Source organism: Mesorhizobium sp. M0615 (assembly GCF_040320805.1).
In the GTDB taxonomy this organism is placed as follows: domain Bacteria; phylum Pseudomonadota; class Alphaproteobacteria; order Rhizobiales; family Rhizobiaceae; genus Mesorhizobium.
This window is the reverse complement of record NZ_JAMYQI010000028.1, coordinates 1-17,309: the sequence shown is the minus strand read 5'-3', so window position 1 is coordinate 17,309 and position 17,309 is coordinate 1. Positions and strand designations below refer to the sequence as shown.

16 protein-coding genes and 1 pseudogene are annotated in these 17,309 nt (G+C 55.8%); 15 read left to right on the top strand and 2 right to left on the bottom strand.

Annotated elements, in window-relative coordinates:
* Positions 1-494: 494 nt before the first annotated feature.
* The 6 genes from NKI46_RS29735 to NKI46_RS29710 all read left to right on the top strand — a co-directional run bounded on the left by NKI46_RS29735 (position 495) and on the right by NKI46_RS29710 (position 7,547).
* Positions 495-2,639 (top strand): acetate--CoA ligase family protein, encoded by a 2,145-nt coding sequence (locus NKI46_RS29735; protein WP_352749414.1) that lies wholly within the window; start codon positions 495-497, stop codon positions 2,637-2,639.
* Positions 2,640-2,641: 2 nt separating this feature from the next.
* Positions 2,642-3,817, top strand: a complete 1,176-nt coding sequence (locus tag NKI46_RS29730; protein ID WP_352749412.1) for a CaiB/BaiF CoA transferase family protein — start codon at positions 2,642-2,644, stop codon at positions 3,815-3,817.
* Positions 3,818-3,826: 9 nt separating this feature from the next.
* Positions 3,827-4,645, top strand: a complete 819-nt coding sequence (locus NKI46_RS29725) for an enoyl-CoA hydratase/isomerase family protein (RefSeq protein ID WP_352749411.1) — start codon at positions 3,827-3,829, stop codon at positions 4,643-4,645.
* Between the two features lie 674 nt (positions 4,646-5,319).
* Entirely contained in the window at positions 5,320-5,844 is a 525-nt protein-coding gene (locus NKI46_RS29720) for a hypothetical protein (RefSeq protein ID WP_352749408.1), read from the top strand.
* Between the two features lie 27 nt (positions 5,845-5,871).
* Positions 5,872-6,699 carry a HipA family kinase gene (locus NKI46_RS29715; protein WP_352749405.1) on the top strand — a complete coding sequence of 276 codons (828 nt, stop codon included), beginning with the start codon at positions 5,872-5,874 and terminating at the stop codon, positions 6,697-6,699.
* Positions 6,696-7,547: a DUF3037 domain-containing protein gene (locus tag NKI46_RS29710; protein WP_352749403.1), complete on the top strand. Its 852-nt coding sequence runs from the start codon at positions 6,696-6,698 to the stop codon at positions 7,545-7,547. The genes NKI46_RS29715 and NKI46_RS29710 overlap by 4 nt, the downstream gene beginning before the upstream one ends.
* 48 nt (positions 7,548-7,595) lie before the next feature.
* Here NKI46_RS29710 and NKI46_RS29705 read toward each other — a convergent pair.
* Both NKI46_RS29705 and NKI46_RS30995 read right to left on the bottom strand, forming a co-directional pair.
* Positions 7,596-7,755 (bottom strand): annotated as a pseudogene (locus NKI46_RS29705) (AAA family ATPase); the annotation flags it as partial.
* Between the two features lie 154 nt (positions 7,756-7,909).
* The gene (locus NKI46_RS30995) at positions 7,910-8,203 is read right to left on the bottom strand and encodes a Mu transposase domain-containing protein (protein WP_502896850.1); all 294 of its coding nucleotides are present in this window, start codon (positions 8,201-8,203) and stop codon (positions 7,910-7,912) included.
* A 375-nt stretch (positions 8,204-8,578) separates the two neighbouring features.
* Here NKI46_RS30995 and NKI46_RS29700 point away from each other — a divergent pair, with 375 nt between their 5' ends.
* The 9 genes from NKI46_RS29700 to NKI46_RS29660 all read left to right on the top strand — a co-directional run bounded on the left by NKI46_RS29700 (position 8,579) and on the right by NKI46_RS29660 (position 17,025).
* Positions 8,579-8,986, top strand: coding sequence for a hypothetical protein (locus NKI46_RS29700; RefSeq protein WP_352749401.1), 408 nt, complete (start codon positions 8,579-8,581; stop codon positions 8,984-8,986).
* 75 nt (positions 8,987-9,061) lie between these two features.
* On the top strand, positions 9,062-9,904 hold the full coding sequence (locus NKI46_RS29695) for an enoyl-CoA hydratase/isomerase family protein (RefSeq protein ID WP_352749398.1): 843 nt from the start codon (positions 9,062-9,064) through the stop codon (positions 9,902-9,904).
* Positions 9,905-9,999: 95 nt separating this feature from the next.
* Positions 10,000-11,106, top strand: a complete 1,107-nt coding sequence (locus tag NKI46_RS29690; RefSeq protein ID WP_352749397.1) for a mandelate racemase/muconate lactonizing enzyme family protein — start codon at positions 10,000-10,002, stop codon at positions 11,104-11,106.
* 299 nt (positions 11,107-11,405) lie between these two features.
* Positions 11,406-12,734 carry an NAD(P)-dependent oxidoreductase gene (locus tag NKI46_RS29685; RefSeq protein ID WP_352749394.1) on the top strand — a complete coding sequence of 443 codons (1,329 nt, stop codon included), beginning with the start codon at positions 11,406-11,408 and terminating at the stop codon, positions 12,732-12,734.
* Between the two features lie 13 nt (positions 12,735-12,747).
* Complete coding sequence (locus NKI46_RS29680) at positions 12,748-13,455, top strand: class I SAM-dependent DNA methyltransferase (protein ID WP_352749392.1); 708 nt, start codon at positions 12,748-12,750, stop codon at positions 13,453-13,455.
* Positions 13,452-14,381, top strand: coding sequence for an isopenicillin N synthase family dioxygenase (locus tag NKI46_RS29675; protein ID WP_352749390.1), 930 nt, complete (start codon positions 13,452-13,454; stop codon positions 14,379-14,381). Before NKI46_RS29680 ends, NKI46_RS29675 begins: the two co-directional genes overlap by 4 nt.
* A gap of 143 nt (positions 14,382-14,524) precedes the next feature.
* Entirely contained in the window at positions 14,525-14,662 is a 138-nt protein-coding gene (locus NKI46_RS29670) for a hypothetical protein (protein ID WP_352749387.1), read from the top strand.
* 184 nt (positions 14,663-14,846) lie between these two features.
* A complete protein-coding gene (locus tag NKI46_RS29665; protein ID WP_352749385.1) occupies positions 14,847-15,950 on the top strand; it encodes an alcohol dehydrogenase family protein in 1,104 nt (367 codons plus the stop codon).
* Positions 15,951-16,182: 232 nt separating this feature from the next.
* Positions 16,183-17,025 carry a class I SAM-dependent methyltransferase gene (locus tag NKI46_RS29660; protein ID WP_352749382.1) on the top strand — a complete coding sequence of 281 codons (843 nt, stop codon included), beginning with the start codon at positions 16,183-16,185 and terminating at the stop codon, positions 17,023-17,025.
* Positions 17,026-17,309 lie beyond the last annotated feature (284 nt).

The window sequence follows — 17,309 nt, the reverse complement described above, 5'->3', positions numbered from 1 at the left end:
GCCCGGCCGGATGGGCGCCCGCCAAAGACTACGGCCAACAGGGCATTGGCCATGATACACTCACGTGGCGGCATTTCTCACTCTTCTCGGTCATTCAAATTCAGAGAGCGCAATTTGGTGACCATAGTCGCTGGCGAAGCGGCCCCTGGCATTGCAGCCAGCAGGAGCTTCGAGTTCAATGCCTTGCCGCTAAGCAAGCCGCCTTGCCGCTAAGCAAGTCGCGAGCGGAGCGCACCACTCAAACGCCGTAGCGAAGTGAGCGGCCGGCTTGGCGGCCCGTTACCATCTAGGCCGGTCCTCCGCTTGGAGCCGAGACATCGGCTCGCTCGGGCCGGAAGTATCCTTTGCAAATATAATGCCATTGAAAGAGCACACAGCTTTCAATGTTTTTTTGGGTCAAATTCATGACGTCTCCTGCCTGCTCATATCACAAGTGCCGCGCTACCATGTCGCACGTTCGCGACGAATGACGAAGTTGAAGAAGGCTAGGCACTATGGACGATGGGACAATAAAACTGCCGTCATTAACTCGGCCCCAGCGCCTGTCACGGATGCTCGCGCCTGGCAGCGTAGTTTTCGTAGGGGGTTCAAATATCTCCGCGTCAATCGACTATGCGCGGCGCAATGGTTTTTCAGGGCGGATTTATATCGTTAATCCCTGGCGCGATGCTATAGCCAATATCGATTGCCACGCCTCGATCGCGGATTTGCCCGAAATTCCCGACCTCGCTTTCATCGCCGTCCCCAAAGAGGCTGTCGTCGAAACGGTGGGTGCGCTTGCGTCGTTCGGGGTCATAGGCGCGGTGTGCAACAGCGCGGGCTTTTCCGAAATGCGCGAAGACGGCGAAAAGCGTCAGAATGCACTGATTGCTGCCACAGGATCCATGCTTCTACTTGGGCCGAATGGACCGGGATTTGCTAACTTCTTTGACAAATCTGTCTTCATGCAGGATCATTTCGGTGATCATGTCGGTGTGCAGGAGGGGGTAGCCGTTATCTCAAATGGCGGTGCCTATCTGTCGGATTTGGGTTGCGCACGGCGATCTTTGCCTGTTGGCTATCTCGTCGGTGTCGGTAACCAAGCCGATCTGACAATCGCCGATTTGATGGATGCGTTGCTCGAGGATCCACGGGTCAAAGCTATCAATCTGTATATTGAAAGCTTTCGCGACGTTGCAGGGCTCAGCCGAGCGGCGTTGAAGGCAATTCATCAAAACGTGCCAGTCGTCGTTGTCAAGGGCGGAGCCTCCTCGGCGGGGGGGCGGGCTGCCCAAACCCATACTGCATCGCTATCTGGAGATGCGACAATAGCCTCGGCGCTCTTTGAACGCTTTGGCTTCATTGAAGTCACAAACCAACTCGAGGCGATAGAAACACTAAAGATGCTAGTTCTCTCTGACCGGCCAACCGGCATCCGCACTGCACTCGCGACATCATCCGGCTCTTATGCGGTGCTTGGCGGCGATGCGGCAGAAGCCGCCGGACTTTCATTGCCGCCAATCGATGATGACGCCGCGGATCTAATGCGGCCTCAACTTCCGCATTACGTTCTTCCGAACAACCCGCTCGATATTTCAGGTGGGCAGTTTGAAGCCATTGATGCTGTTGAAAATACCTTCCGCACTTTCTTCGCCAGCAGCATTTTCGATCTCGCGGTACTTGTGATGAGTTTCCCCCCGGTCGGAGGCTGGGACCCGGCAGGTTGGTACAGCTGTTCAATTGCATTTGCCCGCGCGGCAAAAACCTGCGGTCTGCCATGTGCGTTCGTCAACACCATGCCGGAAGACCTACCGGTTGATGCGCGCACATTGATGATCGAAAACGGAATGGTCCCTCTTATGGGACTTGATCACGGGATGAGGGCGATAGGTGCGGTTGCTAGCTACGCCAAAAAGGCGGCACGGCTCAGATCGCCCGGAGCCGAGTACATTCTACTGCCCGAACTTGACCACAGCAGAGAGATAAGCGCCCACGCTCGCTGCTTTGATGAAGCGCAGGCAAAGACAATATTGACGGCGGCCGGTATTGTGACTCCCACCGGACGCGTGGTGGGGAAACACGATCTGCAAAATTGCGCGAAACTTGCCTTCCCGGTCGCATTGAAAGCGGTGTCGACTGAGATTGTGCACAAGACGGAGCATGGGGCAGTTACTCTGGGCATAGCCAATGTCGACCATCTTCGCCAAGCAATCGCTGCCATGGTAATCAAAACGAAGCAAACCTGTCCGGATGTAGCGATCGACTCTTTTCTAGTGGAGGAAATGGTTGTTGATGCGATTGGCGAAATAATGGTCGGGATCAGGAATGTCCCGAGTATTGGATTGGCAATGACTATGGCGATTGGCGGAACTGCAGTTGAACTATTCCAAGACGCCGTGACAATATTGCTTCCCAGTCCGCGTCCAGCAATCGCCTCTGCTCTGCGCTCTCTAAAGCTGTTTCCTTTGCTTGACGGTTGGCGCGGACAGCCGCGTGCCGACATTGACGGCGCGCTCAATGCTATTGAGATGCTGGCTAACTTTGCCGTTTCGAGGCGCGACAGTCTGGATGTGCTCGAGATCAATCCGCTGATACTGCGACCACCAGGCAAAGGCGCAGTTGCGGCTGACGCCGTGCTAAGAATGGCCTGTAGGCAATGACTATGCCTCTTGAGAAATGTCTGGTTCTCGACCTGTCGATGAATTCTCCGGGGCCATTGGCAAGTATGTTACTTGCTGATTTCGGGGCCGAAGTGATTCATATTAATCGCCCCAACGTTGGTAATTTTGGCGAGACCTATGGCGGTGATATCGTTGATGATCCCTATATCGCCTTGCGTTTCCAGCCTTACGACGCGGTCAATCGCAACAAACGTTCGCTTGCATTAAACTTGAAAGACGAACGTGGTAGAGAAATATTCCGCCAATTGGCGCGTAAAGCTGACGTTCTAATAGAAGAATTTCGCCCAGGAAAGTTAGCAAAATTGGGACTAGACTATGATGAGTTAAAAAAGATAAATCCAGGCCTCATATATTGTTCTGTTACCGGCTATGGGCAAAGCGGGCCGATGAAGAATGCGGCCGGGCACGACATAAACTATCTTGCGATGACTGGCGCCCTTGACATGATTCGCGGCCCTGACGAAACGCCAATCAATCCACAAAACATACTTTCCGACAATGGTGGCGCCTCGATGAGTGCAGTGATTGGCGTTTTGCTTGCGCTCATTCACCGCACGAAAACTGGTGAGGGACAATATATCGACGCTAACTGCACCGACTCAGTAATCTACCTCATGGCCGATCTTTTCAGCACGGCATTAGGAGGGGGGCATAATTCGGGCTCTTGGCGCGGTACTTTTCTAGGAAAGATGCCGCATTATCGTCCGTATAGTTGCCAGGATGGCAAATGGATTACAATCGGAGCGCTTGAAGCGAATTTTTCACGCTCCCTGTTTGATGGGCTTGGTCGCCCGGATTTATTGGATCTGCTGAATGACCGCAATCGATGGTCTGAGTTGGCCACCGTCCTCGCCGGTATCTTTGCTTCCAAGCCGCGTGATACATGGGTTCAGCAGTTTTCCGATCTGGACGCTTGCGTCACCCCGGTTCTGTCGCTCGAGGAAGTGGCAGCGCATCCGCAACTGAAAGAGCGGGAAATGTTTCCCTGCCACTTTGGATTTCAGCAGGTAGGAATTGCGCCGAAGCTGTCAACGACGCCAGGCAGAATTCGTAGCGCGCCATTTCGCCCAGGCGGGAACTCAGAGGAGATTTTGAGTGAAATCGGAATCTCGGCACTTGAATACAAGACATTAAAATACCAAGGCGTCACCGAATAGGGGAAGAAAATGGACTACGATCACCTGCTTTACGACGTGCAAGATAAAATCTGCACAATCACCTTGAACAGGCCTGAGGTTCTGAACGCAGTGAATTCCAGACTGTGTACGGAAATTTCCAACGCACTCCATGCAGCGGATAGAAATCCGGCGGTAAATGTCATCGTCATGAAAGGTGCAGGACGTGCGTTCTGCTCGGGGCATGATCTGAAGCAAGACGCAAGTGAGCCACGTGAGATATACGCGTACTACGAGCATTACAGGGCAGAATTCGAAGAGTTCACCACAATCTGGAAAATAACTACCCCAGTCATTGTGTCAGCTCATGGCTACTGTATCGGTAAGGGCTTCGAGATGGCTATGATGGCCGACATCACAATTGCATCGGAAGAGATAAAGATGGGCCTCGGGGAGTCGCGGTACGGGATTCCCGCAATCACGCTTATGATGCCTTGGGTTACCGGCACAAAGTCCGCAAAGGAAATGATGTTATTGGGTCTCGATGTTTCAGCTTCCGAGGCCAAAGCTCGTGGTTTGATTACACGCGTCTGCAAAAGCGAAGAGCTTGATGCCGTCACAACAAAGGTTGCGAGACGCATGGCTCTTATGCCGCGCGACATGCAAAAGATGCACAAAAGCTACCTTAATCGTGTTTACGAGACGATGGGCTTTTGGAAGGCGAACAAGGATTACCTCGAAGTCCTTGCCATGCTTGGTACGCAGCCAGTACCTGAATACCAACGCTTCAGTGACACAACACAGACGAAGGGCCTGAAAGCGGCGTTGGCCGAGGCAAATGCGCCGTTCGATGCTTTAGAGAGCGCATGATGAGTTCGACAGCTTGCTCAGGGGGATAATTTGCAGATGTCAACTTGGTGGTTTCGGCGAGCGAAAGGTTGGCCTAAATAGTCTGTGCAAGTCCCGGGTCTTCATCGCCGCAGGGGCAAGCTCATCCCCGCTGGCCGCAGTGACGAAGTCTTCGAGTTGAAGTTCGTTCTGCTAGATGAGGCACGCCGTGCGTCCGGAACGCTGGCCGATGGCGTTCAGCATTTTCGAAGGATTTTTCCATTCGAAAAAATTCGAACGAATTTACAGGTCGACAACCACAGCGTGTTCTTCGAAGTTGGCGTGTTCTTAGTGCACGAATAAGTCGAAAAACTGCACAGTCAGATGATTGGCTGAATGGACATAGCCTCGTCCTGTTCCAGGAGCGTGCTAGACGCGTCATGTGGCGAGGGAGCTATCTTGATCGGAGGGTGCAGCGGCTTCGCGACGAGTCCCGCGCCTTCTTGCGCGCACAACCAAGGGCGTGAAGGAAGAGCGGCTGAAGAATTACCTTGTCCGGCACCTCATGGATTGCCGCAGGTGGGCCACAAACCCAGAGCGAACTCCTCTTCAAGCTGTCTGGACAGATGGTGAAGCGGTTGGAGTCGTATCTGCCACGCCGGAAGACATGGAGAACGTGCTGAGCGTCCACGGCAAGGCTCGTTCATTTCGGGCAGATGCAGAACCAATATTGGGAGACGACCGATTACCGGGCGAGCGTCTCCCGACGCTTCGTCATGCTGAAGCCGCAAGCGTTCAAGGTGCCGAGCGAGGCATTCGTTCGGGATTTCCGAACGCCTGTGAACCCGTTGAGCCAAGGCTTTACGAAATGTTGCTACCCGTACCAGAAAATCGATTCCGACACCGAACGAGAGTTCGCAGTCATTATGGAAGCAGGCAGCGAAGCCGGAGTCATGCGTTGGATGAAACCTGGCATCGGCCAGTTCCGGATCGAATATGCCGCCGGGCAGTCATACGAGCCCGACTTCGTCGTCGAGACGGCAAAAAATGAGATGAGCGATCCGGTAGTTCAGGCGAAGGCCAAGGCTGCCCGGAAATGGGTTCATCATGCGAACGACCACGCCAAGGATACGGGCGGAAAGCTATGGACGTATGTGCTCATCCCGCACGACGCGGTGGAGCCGAGCGCGACGATAACATCGCTTGTTTCGACGTATGCGCAGGCTGCGGAGTTGGTGTAACTGAAAAAAATGTTTTGAGGGTGAGGGATGGCCAACAGTGCCGTCCTTGCTTGGGGGGATAAATTGCTGGAGAGCGTAACTGCTACAGAGTTTCTGCGCCCGGCTTCTCAGGGTCGTACCGCTCCCATCCTTCTGATGTGCGAGGATGCGGCAGGAGAGACCGTCGAGGTTTTCTGCAAGCTGTCCAGCGGTTGCGATGCCGGGGTGTCGAGCTTGTCTCGGGAGAGCATCGGTGCCTGCCTGGCTGCGCACCTCGGATTGCCTGTTCCCCATCCCTATTGGGTTCGGCTGCCCCCTGAGTTCATAGAGTCTGTTTCAGATGAAACTGTTCGCCAGAAGCTTGGCGCGAGCTCGCCTGTCGGATTCGGATCGCTACGTGTCCCCAACCAGTTTGCAGCATGGGCGAAAGGCAATTTGATTACTGACACAATGATGCCCGACGCAACTGGTACTCTGGTCCTCGATGCGATCATTCAGAATCCGGATCGACGCGACGGGAATCCCAACTGCTTGGTGAAGGGCGACAATCTGCGGATATTCGATCACGAGCTGGCTTTCATGACTGAGCAACTCCTGTTCTGGAAACCACCATGGACACTAGGTGGCCTGAGTTGGGTCGGAGCGCCAGGAGCCCATATCTTCGTTGGGGGATTGAAGGGGCGGGACGTTGATTATGATCTCATCAAGGATCGCTGGGTTAACTTGTCAGATGAGGTGATTGCGAGCTATCAGACCGCAGTTCCTGACGAGTGGGCTGGCTCGGAGGCCGCCGTTGACGCAGCGCTTAAGCTGATTCGAGATGCACGAGACAACATCGACGGGTGTTTGGATGAAGTGCGGAGGATACTGAAATGAGCGATCGCCATCCCTACAGCTTCATCGTCCTGCGTTATGTCCACGACATCGTAACCGGTGAGTTCGTGAACGTTGGCGTGATCTTGCTTGTCCCACGCGAGGGCATCCTAAGGTGGCGCACGCGGAAGACTATCGGCCGTATCAAGAGCGTGTTCCCGGATCTCGATCGTGAGGCCTTCGTGACTGCTATGAGGAGTGTCGAGCGGGGTATGCGTGGCGCTTCCAAGATGCTGCCCAAGGAGGGCCTGTTCAGGGAAGATCGCAGATTGGACGTCTACGCTAGGTCAATCGTACCGAACGATGACAGTTCCCTACAGTGGTCACCTGTCAGTTCCGGCGTGACCAACGATCCATCGAAGACCTTCGAGCGTCTCTTTGAGCGATTTGTCGGACGCTACGATGTGACCGTGAAAGCCAGGAAGACTGATGAGGATATCTGGCGGCCCGTCCGTACCATGCTCGCTCAGAGGAATCTGAACGTGGAACTGGAAAAAAAGGTGTTATCGAGCAAAGCGGATAGTATCGAGTTCAAGCACGCATGGAAAAACGGCAGTTGGCATGCCTATGAGCCGTTGTCGTTAGACTTGGCCGATGCTGAGGGGATTAAGGACAAGGTCCGTCGCTGGCGTGGTCATCTTGCTGCTGTTGCAGATGGCGTGCAAGAGCCATTGAAGCTGCATTTCATTGTGGGTGCGCCAGAGAACCGTCAGCTCATCTCTGCGTATAAGAGCGCGCTTGAGATCCTACGGGGTTCTCCTTTCGCACCGGAGATTGTTGAGGAAACGCAGATCGCTTCGTTGGTCGACGAGATCGAGGATGAAGTTAGGTCGCACAATCAGCGTCTTTGACGGTGCAGCCTCAGCATGGCTAATCAGCCATTCTCAGCTTTAAGCGACGACAACCTCGGTTGCGACGACAGGATCGCCGAAGACCTCGCCCCATCCGGCGAAGGCGTTGGAAGAACAGATTGCCGCCACCGTGGATGACAGGCAGGTAGCCGATCTTGTCGGCAACGAGCAAAGCAAGCCGGCACAAGAAGCCGATGCGCGTCATCATCACCACCGATCTGGCATCGGCGAATGCCCCACCGTCTTCGGCGACCCAAGCAGCGCAGGATACCCGTCTTGTTGATCGGTTGGTGTCTCATGTCACGGTGGTTGACCGTCGACACGCACTCTGTGGACAGCGCTTTGAGGTGGCATCACTTCGGTCAGGCGCCATCACCCGGGCAACGGCGTCGTAGAAGGCCAACGGGCGCTGAGCGACCCTGTCCCCCGGGCCATGAAGAATGACCTCGTCGTTCCTCAGTCTTTGTCGGCGCTTGTGGACGTAGATGTTGCGGTGACCCGGCTTCACGAGGCTGGTGCCGGCCTTCGAGAACGGGATGGGTGGCAATCAGTGCGCCGTCCTCGAAGATGCGCACCTTCGGCCAGCGTGTGTACCTCGACGACACGGCGCCGGTGGCATCAGGCACGCTGTAGAAATTGCCGCCGACGCTGACCATGCCCTCCCGGCTGATCCGTCGCTCGAGCTTTAGGACCGATCGGAACGGAGCCAAAGGCAGCTGCCGCAGCGCTGCCGTCCTCCGAGCCTCGCACAGATCATCGATTAGACGCTAATGGGCGGATCGGTCGTGTCGGATCCTCGACAATGTCGGAACTGAGATTCAGCTCCATAAGAGTTATCTCGTTGTTCTGAAATGATTGTCTCATCTGGCACGACACATGCAGCGCTATCCGCAAAAGCGCTCCATCACAGACTGAGGTAAAATGATCCCGTAATTAGGCTCGCCGAGCATCTGGCCACAAATGATCATTCCCGAACGAGGGAGAATGTTGTGCCTGTTTTACCAATCGACATCGCTCTTCAGATATCCCAGATGACCACATTCGATTTTCGTTTAGCGCTTAATACCCAACGAAAGCAAAGATGTAGAACGCAGGCGAGCCCCTACCTGCCCGCTACCCAGTCGGCCGGGACTTCGGTGCAGTTCTGTGGAATTCAGTTCGAGAGCGACCGCGACTCTCTGACCGTTATTTTCGATCGTCCCGACACGAATTCCCAATCACGCTTCGCGAACTGTCGCGTGATGCGTTCCAACACCGAGACTAAGGCCGATCTGCGTTTCATCGGTGGTGAGATCGGCCCACCCTCTTCTTTCGCGCTGGCGGCAAGCAAAACGCGCCAGGCAATAACCGGTCCGTGGATTTACCCCGGATCGAGGCCCTCTGAGGCTTCCCGGCGAAAAGACCGGACGCGCAAGAATGGAACAGCTCTATCGGCATGAACATCACTCCTCCACGGAGATTCGGCAGCCAGTCTGGGTCGCGGCAAATACCAATCCAATTTTACGGAAGAAATGATGGACAAGATCGCACCTGAGACCACGGAGTACAAGCATCTCATTTACGAGGTCGACACGGAACAGGTCTGTTGGCTGACGCTGAACCGGCCTGATACAATCAACGCTATGAATGAGCGCCTGCTCGCTGAACTTAGGGCGGGGCTACTTCGCGCTGATCATGATAATAATGTGAACGTAATCGTGATCCGCGGTGCTGGCCGCGGATTCTGCGCAGGGCATGATCTCGAAGAGGACACGTCCGAAGATCGCTCGTCCATATACGAATATCGCCTCAAATATATTCGCCAGTTTGAGGAGTTCACCACGCCATGGGTTATTAGCAAGCCGGTCATAGCGTCCGTTCATAAGTACGCCATCGGAAAAGGGTTTGAGCTTTCACTGTTTTGTGATGAATCCATTGTCACCTCGGACACTCGAATGGGCTACGGCCAGGTTCGCTACGGGATCGCCAGCCATTGCATGTTTATGCCGTGGCTCGTGAACATGAAAGTAGCGAAGGATCTATTGCTGACTGGCCGTGAGGTTTCCGGCAGCGAGGCCAAGGAACTAGGTCTAGCAACCGAGGTTGTGGCCCCTGAGGAACTTCATGAAGCCACTTGCCGGAAGGCAACGCTCATGGCTCGAATGCCGCGCGAAATTCAACGGATGCACAAGATGTATCTTAATCGCGTTTATGAGATGCAAGGGCTCAAGAGCGCCACAGACTATTACCTCGAGCTGGTTGCAATTTTAGGGGTCCAGCCGGTTCCTGAGTACCTAGAATTTACTAAGATGACGATTGAGAAAGGCCTCAAAGCCGCTCTGAATAATATCCAAGCGCGATACGAAGGACTTGGTTGAAGATTGAGCGAAGCGGAAATTCTGGCTATCGGAGCACGAGCTAGTCTGCACGGGGGTTAACGAGAAAAGAATCTAGATCGAAGGGGTGCAGTACTGTGAAGATCATCGCTGTCACGACATGGCAACTCGATCTGCCGCTCAGAAGGCCGTACCTGCTGTCAGGTGGCCGCCTGAAGTTCGAGTCACTCGACAGCACCTTTGTTCGAGTTGATACCGATGCCGGAGTATCTGGTTGGGGGGAAGGCTGCCCTTGGGGTAACAATTATCTACCCGCCCACGGTCCAGGGGTGAGGGCGGGCATAGCCACACTAGCGCACAAACTGCTGGGACAGGACCCGAGATCGCTTGATGCGATCAATCGGACCATGGATATAGCGCTTCCCGGTCATCTTTACGTGAAGTCAGCCATTGATGTGGCCTGCTGGGACATCTTGGGAAAAGTCACGGGCATGCCGCTATGGCGATTGCTCGGGGGTACTGTGGCAGATCCGGTCGCGGTTAACTCTTCGATTTCCACCGGAACAACCGACGAGATGATCGCACTCATAAGAGGTGAATATTCGGAGGGCTATCGTACACACTCCGCCAAAGTGGGAGGTAGCGACCCGATCACGGATATCGCACGTATTGAAGCGATTGAGCTAGCACTCAAACCGGACGAGAAGGTTACGTATGACGTGAACCGGGCTTGGTTGCCGGGGGTGGCAATCCAGGTGTTGAACAACGTCTCCGTGCGGGGTTGGATCGAGCAGCCTTGCGAGACGCTGCAGCAATGCGCTCAGGTTGCTCGACGGGTAAGGCAGCCGATCATGCTAGACGAGTGCCTCCATACTTTTGAGGACCACCTGCAGGCTTGGCGCTTGGATGCCTTTGCGGGCGTTAAGGTGAAGCCCAACCGAGTAGGCGGTTTGACCAGAGCTCGGCAGATCCGGGATTTCGGTCTCTCTGTAGGTTGGCAGATGCACATTGAAGATGTTGGAGGTTCGGCGTTGGCAGATACTGCGGCAGTCCATCTCGCGTCATCGACGCCTGCCGCAAACAGGTTGGCCAGCTGGCTCTGCCAACATCATCTTGCAGTCGATCCCGTTCATGGCCAGGGAGCAAGGAATGTTGTCGGTTTTGCTAGTCCGCCGACGGCGCCGGGGCTTGGCGTGGAGCCGAGCCTCGCCGCACTTGGCGCGCCGGTATCAGTCTTCAGGTGACATGAGAGGTACTATGAGCCCGCCGACGAAATGGCGCCATGCTAGTGACTGGCGTGTGATTTCGCTCGGTCTTAGTCGCTGTGGGCGCTTCGCCACCTTTTTGTTTTTGCAATTTTATATTGGTTTTAAAAATCTGTCAAAGTCTGCGTTATTAATTTCGTTAATAGCGCATGTAAGTAAATGAAATTAATATAGATGTAACTTGCTAATGGTGGCTTGGATCAGTAGTGTGAACTTGGAGATAACAAGGATGACTCATGTATAAGACTTGGCTATTGCGAAAGTAAGCCTAAACTTATATGGGATGTTCTGGAGAAAGTGCCGTGGCTGTCGCTCGTTTAGACAAAACCAACCGGGTCGGATTCATTGGTACGGGCAGCATGGGGCGACCCATGATCGCGAAACTCCTGGAAGCCGGATATCTCGTAGAAGTCTACGACATTGATCCTGCGGCTGGGAGAGACGTGCTGCAAAAGGGAGCCATGTGGCATGACACACCACGCGACGCGGCCCGAGATTGCGACATTCTGATAACCTGTCTCCCCCTGCCACATGACGTCTTGGACAACATGACGGGCGAGCAAGGCGCTTTGGCGGGAATGCCGTCGGGAAGCGTTTGGATCGACACGTCTACCACCGACTACCACAACACTCTTGAGATCGCCCGTATCGCGGCAGCAATTGGCGTGCATTCGCTAGAAGCGCCGGTGAGCAACTTGTCCCACATGGGCGTCGATTTTGCCAATGTCAGCTTCTTTGTCGGCGGGCCATTGGGCGTCTATAGGCGTTGCCAAGGGGCATTGGAAACCATGGGGGCGGTTTCCTTCCACGTCGGAGATATTGGTCAGGGCCAATCGGTCAAGTTACTGACGAACCTGCTCTTTTACACTGCAGCCGTTGCGAGCGGCCACGCGCTCTGCCAAGGCGTGCAAGAGAGCGTTCCAGCCCAGCAGGCGTGGCGCAGTTTTGTCGCCTCGTCCGCAAACTCGGTTGCAATCGAGCAGTTCGTCCCGTTTCTCCTGGATGGCAGCTACGATCGCTCTTGCACTCTGGAGATCACGGTTAAGGATATGGGCTTGACCGTCCAGTTGGCCGACGAACTCGGCGTCGGACTGCCGATCGGGCGCGCGGTCGAAAAGCGCTATAGCCAGGCGGGACGGAAGTTCAACCGATACGACAGCCATCTGCGAGTCGTCGAGTTGGCGGAGGTGGTCTTCGGCGTTCGACTGCAAGTGCCGGGTTATCGCGCACCATCCAAGTACGGTTCCGACGCAGCGTATCCGCCAGACCAAGAATTCCTCACTGATCCCATCGGACGGATCAAACCGAAGCGTAAGCATGTGTTTCCGTTCGATGACGTCCCACTTAGTGACGTCCAGATACGTTTGCTCAACTCGTTGGTCGGCGAGCTCACCCACGTAAATCGCCTGATCCTTCACGAGGCGTTTGATCTTGGGCGCGGCATGGGCCTGAACGATGCCCTGATTTACGACGTTGTCACCTGGAGCGTAGGCGCCTCCGCATGGTCGGATAGCCATGCTCAGCAATACAGTAACGAGCAGCCTGTAGATCGAGTCAGTGCCATTGCGCCGCCGCTGACGAGAATACTGCATCTCATCTGCCCCTAACGGAGGAACTGTGATGAACAAACTCGAGCAAAGGACCGCATTGGAGCAAGCCGCACGAAAACGCATCAAGGATTCCCATGCCCTCGACGGCGACGTCGATCGATTGGCCCGCTTCTACCGCGGATGGGCCAGTTCCTACGAGGTGGATGTCGGTCGCGACGAATACTGCGGGCCGATGGTCGTTGCGGAGTTGGCGGGTGCCGTGCAGACAGCGTATTTAGCCAATGAGCGAACTGCCGTCGCAATCCTGGACGCTGGTTGCGGAACGGGCCTCGTCGGCGTGCAGTTGAAGCGCCTTGGCTTCGAGTTGCTCGACGGTTTCGACCTTTCCGAGGAGATGGCCGAACAGGCCCGGAAAACCCGCGTCTACCGCCATGTCCGAGATAATGTCGACCTTAACGGGCCGCTCTCCGACTACTCCAGTGGCACCTACGACATTACGGTCTGCTGCGGCGTTTTCACGGTCGGTCACGTCCGACCGGACGCACTGCGCGAACTGGCTCGCGTCACGCGCCCCAACGGATTCATCATCGCAAGCACCCGCAAGAGCTATGCCGACACCACATCCTTTGAAGATGCGGTGCGGATTCTGCAGGATGCGGGCGTGCTTGTGACGACACAGTGTCTCAACGACGGCAAATACATCGCGGAGGAGGGCGCGCATTACTGGGTTTTCAAGGTGCCCGATAGGGCCCGCGCAGAAATGGAGCAGAAGCTATGACCACACTACCTCAAATCTCACTAACAAAACTGGCAGCCGATGCAACCCGACACGAAGAGCGCGAGCGCCTACGCCTGGCCTGTGAGGAGTACGGGTTCTTCTACCTTGAACACGGAATCCCGAAAGAACAGATCGCAGAAGCGATCCAGGCTTCCCGGCGGTTCTTCGCGTTGCCACAGTCGACAAAGGAACGTTTCGGTCACGCCGCACAAGACGTGTACCCTGCTACCGCCCGTGGATATAGTCCGTTGCACGGCGAGGTGCTACATCCCGAGGCTGGCCCCGATCCCAAGGAAATGTTCGACCTCGGGATCGAGAATGAAGGCGACCGGCGTCCGTTTGCCGGTCGCACACGCCTTCCGGATGACGCGTTGGCTCCTGGTTTCGCACGAAGCCTGCTTGCTTTGCAGGATACCATGGTCCACAAGGTTGTGCCGCAGCTCGGAATGGCTCTGGCCGACCTGCTCGGAATGGAAGATGGCTGGTTCCAACGCCATTTCAACCCGCCGACAGTCCTGCAACGCGTGATCCGGTATCCGTCTACTGGCGGCACGGCCGGAAAGCATACCGACAACGGGTTTTTCACGCTGCTGCTGCAGGAGGAACTTTCCACGCGCTCTTTGCAGGTGTGGTTCCGGGGTCGCTGGGTGCCGGCGCCAAGCTTGCCCGACAGTCTCGTTGTCAATCTGGGCGACATTCTTCAAGCGTTGAGCGATGATCGATTCAAGAGCACCCCTCACCAAGTCGTGCATAGTGGATCGACTGACCGGATCTCGCTACCGTTTTTTATCTATCCGGACGTGGATGCTCGCCTGATTTCGCGGCAGGGGCGGCAGTCCTTCAGTGTCGCGGAAGTGATGCTGCGAAACTTTGACTCAATCTGGAAAACAGGGAATGGAGCCGGACGGGCACGAGAATTGCAGTAGGTCCTTCGGTTTCTCAAGCTCGCAGAATTGTGGCGACGATTCATGGACAAGCCTCCACGTCGGCAGGAAACGCTATCAGAAGCTAATCGTCCCGCAGTCCAGCGAGAGCCACGAAGGTCTCCGCGTATGAATGAGGCCCTGCAATGCTCCACATTAAGCTCTGCGCAGATGTTCACGACGCGGTTGTGATCGCGATAGCCTTTGCGATTCCCGGAAAAGACTCGAGCTTCCGCCTGCGCCTGCATGACCAGCCCGCGATTGCACGCTGGATGCTCATTTGAACAATGGACGGCGCGACCAGACACCCTCTGGCGAGTTGGGTAGCCACCACCATCGCCTCTATCCCGCCGCTAGTCATCCATTAACGGCTTTGCCATGCCAATCCGCCTCCGTCGCATTGAGTTGCCGCCGGAAATCGGAGTCTAGGCGAGCCGCATCGACATTCTCACACCTGGAGGAGCGATTATGAGCCAGAAGAAGTTGATGCGCGCGGTTATCCTGACTGGTCACGGCGGTCTGGACAAGCTTGCGTACCGTGAGGATTGGCCCGTTCCGACGCCGCGTCCCGGGGAAGTGCTCGTCGAGGTCGGCGCATGCGGTCTGAACAACGCAGACATCAACACGCGCACGGCCTGGTATTCCAAGAGTGTCACTGACGGCATTACGTCCGCTGCTGGAAGCGCCGGATTTGCCGAGGCGCAGTTCGACACAGGCAGCTGGGGAGGCTCCGGGATAAGATTCCCACTTATTCAAGGTTCCGACGTGGCGGGCAGGATTGCCGCGGTCGGCGATGGGGTGAGTTCCAGTCGGATCGGCGAAAGGGTCATTGTGGATCCATGGCTTCTCGGTTCGGCAGACTGGATGAATACTTCAAGTACCATCTACTTCGGATCCGAATGTAACGGCGGATTCTCCGAGTTCACGACTGTACATTCCCAAAACGCGCTTCGTATTGATTGCAATTTGTCCGACGCCGAGCTCGCAACGTACCCTTGCGCCTACGCCACGGCCGAGAATCTGGTGGCGCGCACGGGCCTGCGGCCGGGAGAAACCGTTGTAATCGCCGGCGCCTCGGGTGGCGTGGGAACTGCTGCGATCCAGTTATGCCGACTGCGTGGAGCGCGCATCATTGCTATTGCATCCCCGTCCAAATCGAGCGCTTTGAGAGAGCTTGGCGCCGACACTGTCGTCGATCGAGAGACGCCGGAAATGTCCGAGGCAATCCGAGCGGCCGCTGACGGTGAAGTCCACGTCGCACTGGACGTAGTCGGGGGCCGTACCTTCCACCATCTCGTCGGTGCTTTGCGGCAAGGTGGACGATATTCGACCTCTGGCGCCATCTCGGGACCGATAGTCGATTTTGACCTCAGGCAACTCATCTACAAAGACCTTCAACTGACCGGCGCGACGATTGTGCCCCCGGGGACGGCAAGGCGATTGGTCGACCTGATTGAACGTGGCTTCCTACGGCCTCTACTTGCAGCAGAGTATGCGCTGCCGGACCTTGCAAAGGCGCAGCAGGCTTTCATGGAAAAGCGCCACGTTGGCAAAATCGTCGTCAATGTCTGATATGGAGTCTCATATAGATCAGCGTGGGAAATCCCTTTTGCGCCCTTCTCGCAGCAGTCGTGCAACTGGGCGTCAAATAATATCCCTCTGACGCCGCTTCACTCCAAAAGCAAAAATGACCCGTATGTCTCTGTCTTTCAATAACGCACAGATTGATGGGGTTTTTTCGCCAGCGCAAGTCTCAATTAAGGACGATTGTCGAGGTTTAATTTTCGGAGATATTAATTAATGCATGTCACCCACTGCCAAGATGCTGTGGAAAGCCGCCGTACGACAAATTATTCTTCTGGCAACTGGAGAGCGGACGATGCAGTATCCTAAAGAGTTGACTGATGCCCTCGAATTCGTGTGGGGAGAGGGCATTCTTTCGCCAGGCGGGCCGGAGGAGGTCGAGCAGATGCTGGAGGGCATCGACATTTGCGGCCGCCGCGTGCTCGATATCGGTTCAGGCCTTGGCGGTGTTGACGTGCTGTTGGTGGTCCAGCACGGCGCAGCCGCGGTTGTCGGCATCGATGTCGAGCCGCAGCTGATCGAATCGGCCAGTCATCTAGCGGCGAAGAAGGGGCTCGCCGAACGCGTCACCTTTCAACTGGTCACACCGGGGGAACTCCCGTTTGCAAATGCCAGCTTCGACGTGGTCTTCTCCAAAGATACACTGTTACACATCGCCAACAAAGCGGCGGTCTATGCGGAGCTCCTGCGTGTGCTGAAGCCGGGTGGTTGGTTCGTTGCCGGGGATTGGTTCTGGTCCGAGGGCGCCGCCGAGAACGCAGTAGTTCTTGCTTGGCTCTCGAACCTGCAACTGAAATTTGCCTTCACGCATCCCGCCGACGCCCTCCAGGCGCTCAGCGACGCGGGTTTCACTGAACCTAAGGTCACGGATCGCCGCCATGAACTGCTGGAAGCTAACCGGAACGAGGTAGCGCTGCTTGAGGGACCGGTGCGCCAGAAGCTTGCAGCGGTCGTCGGCATGGAGATGGCCGAGAGCCGTCTCGCCAGCGCCAAGGGCCGTCAGGCAGCACTCGAATCCGGCGCCCTCATCCCCTGCCATCTCAGGGGCCGCCGCCCGACTTAGAGGGCAGCACCCGCCCGCGTGCGTTATCCGCCCTGCCAGGACCCATACACGGCATAGGTACCGCGGGGAAAGAACGCGCCTGGAAATTTGCGAACCTGAAGAGCGACTCACTATCCGGATGCCGAGCACTGCGAACCGACTATCGCAGACGGCGCGTCGCTCACAGTCGAAAGTGCACGGTTCCGGTACTGTCTGCAGCTAAATGTTTAGTCCCAAGGTTTGATGGGTTGGATCGAGCCTGAATCGTTCGGGCTCTTTTGTCCAGATTTTGCAGATGTATTCAA

Bases quoted from the DNA above. Each gene is read 5' to 3' on its own strand.
- NKI46_RS29735 (WP_352749414.1), top strand. From the start codon at position 495: ATGGACGATGGGACAATAAAACTGCCGTCATTAACTCGGCCCCAGCGC.
- NKI46_RS29730 (WP_352749412.1), top strand. From the start codon at position 2,642: ATGCCTCTTGAGAAATGTCTGGTTCTCGACCTGTCGATGAATTCTCCG.
- NKI46_RS29725 (WP_352749411.1), top strand. From the start codon at position 3,827: ATGGACTACGATCACCTGCTTTACGACGTGCAAGATAAAATCTGCACA.
- NKI46_RS29720 (WP_352749408.1), top strand. From the start codon at position 5,320: ATGCAGAACCAATATTGGGAGACGACCGATTACCGGGCGAGCGTCTCC.
- NKI46_RS29715 (WP_352749405.1), top strand. From the start codon at position 5,872: ATGGCCAACAGTGCCGTCCTTGCTTGGGGGGATAAATTGCTGGAGAGC.
- NKI46_RS29710 (WP_352749403.1), top strand. From the start codon at position 6,696: ATGAGCGATCGCCATCCCTACAGCTTCATCGTCCTGCGTTATGTCCAC.
- NKI46_RS30995 (WP_502896850.1), bottom strand. From the start codon at position 8,203: ATGGTCAGCGTCGGCGGCAATTTCTACAGCGTGCCTGATGCCACCGGC.
- NKI46_RS29700 (WP_352749401.1), top strand. From the start codon at position 8,579: ATGACCACATTCGATTTTCGTTTAGCGCTTAATACCCAACGAAAGCAA.
- NKI46_RS29695 (WP_352749398.1), top strand. From the start codon at position 9,062: ATGGACAAGATCGCACCTGAGACCACGGAGTACAAGCATCTCATTTAC.
- NKI46_RS29685 (WP_352749394.1), top strand. From the start codon at position 11,406: ATGGGATGTTCTGGAGAAAGTGCCGTGGCTGTCGCTCGTTTAGACAAA.
- NKI46_RS29680 (WP_352749392.1), top strand. From the start codon at position 12,748: ATGAACAAACTCGAGCAAAGGACCGCATTGGAGCAAGCCGCACGAAAA.
- NKI46_RS29675 (WP_352749390.1), top strand. From the start codon at position 13,452: ATGACCACACTACCTCAAATCTCACTAACAAAACTGGCAGCCGATGCA.
- NKI46_RS29670 (WP_352749387.1), top strand. From the start codon at position 14,525: ATGCTCCACATTAAGCTCTGCGCAGATGTTCACGACGCGGTTGTGATC.
- NKI46_RS29665 (WP_352749385.1), top strand. From the start codon at position 14,847: ATGAGCCAGAAGAAGTTGATGCGCGCGGTTATCCTGACTGGTCACGGC.
- NKI46_RS29660 (WP_352749382.1), top strand. From the start codon at position 16,183: ATGTCACCCACTGCCAAGATGCTGTGGAAAGCCGCCGTACGACAAATT.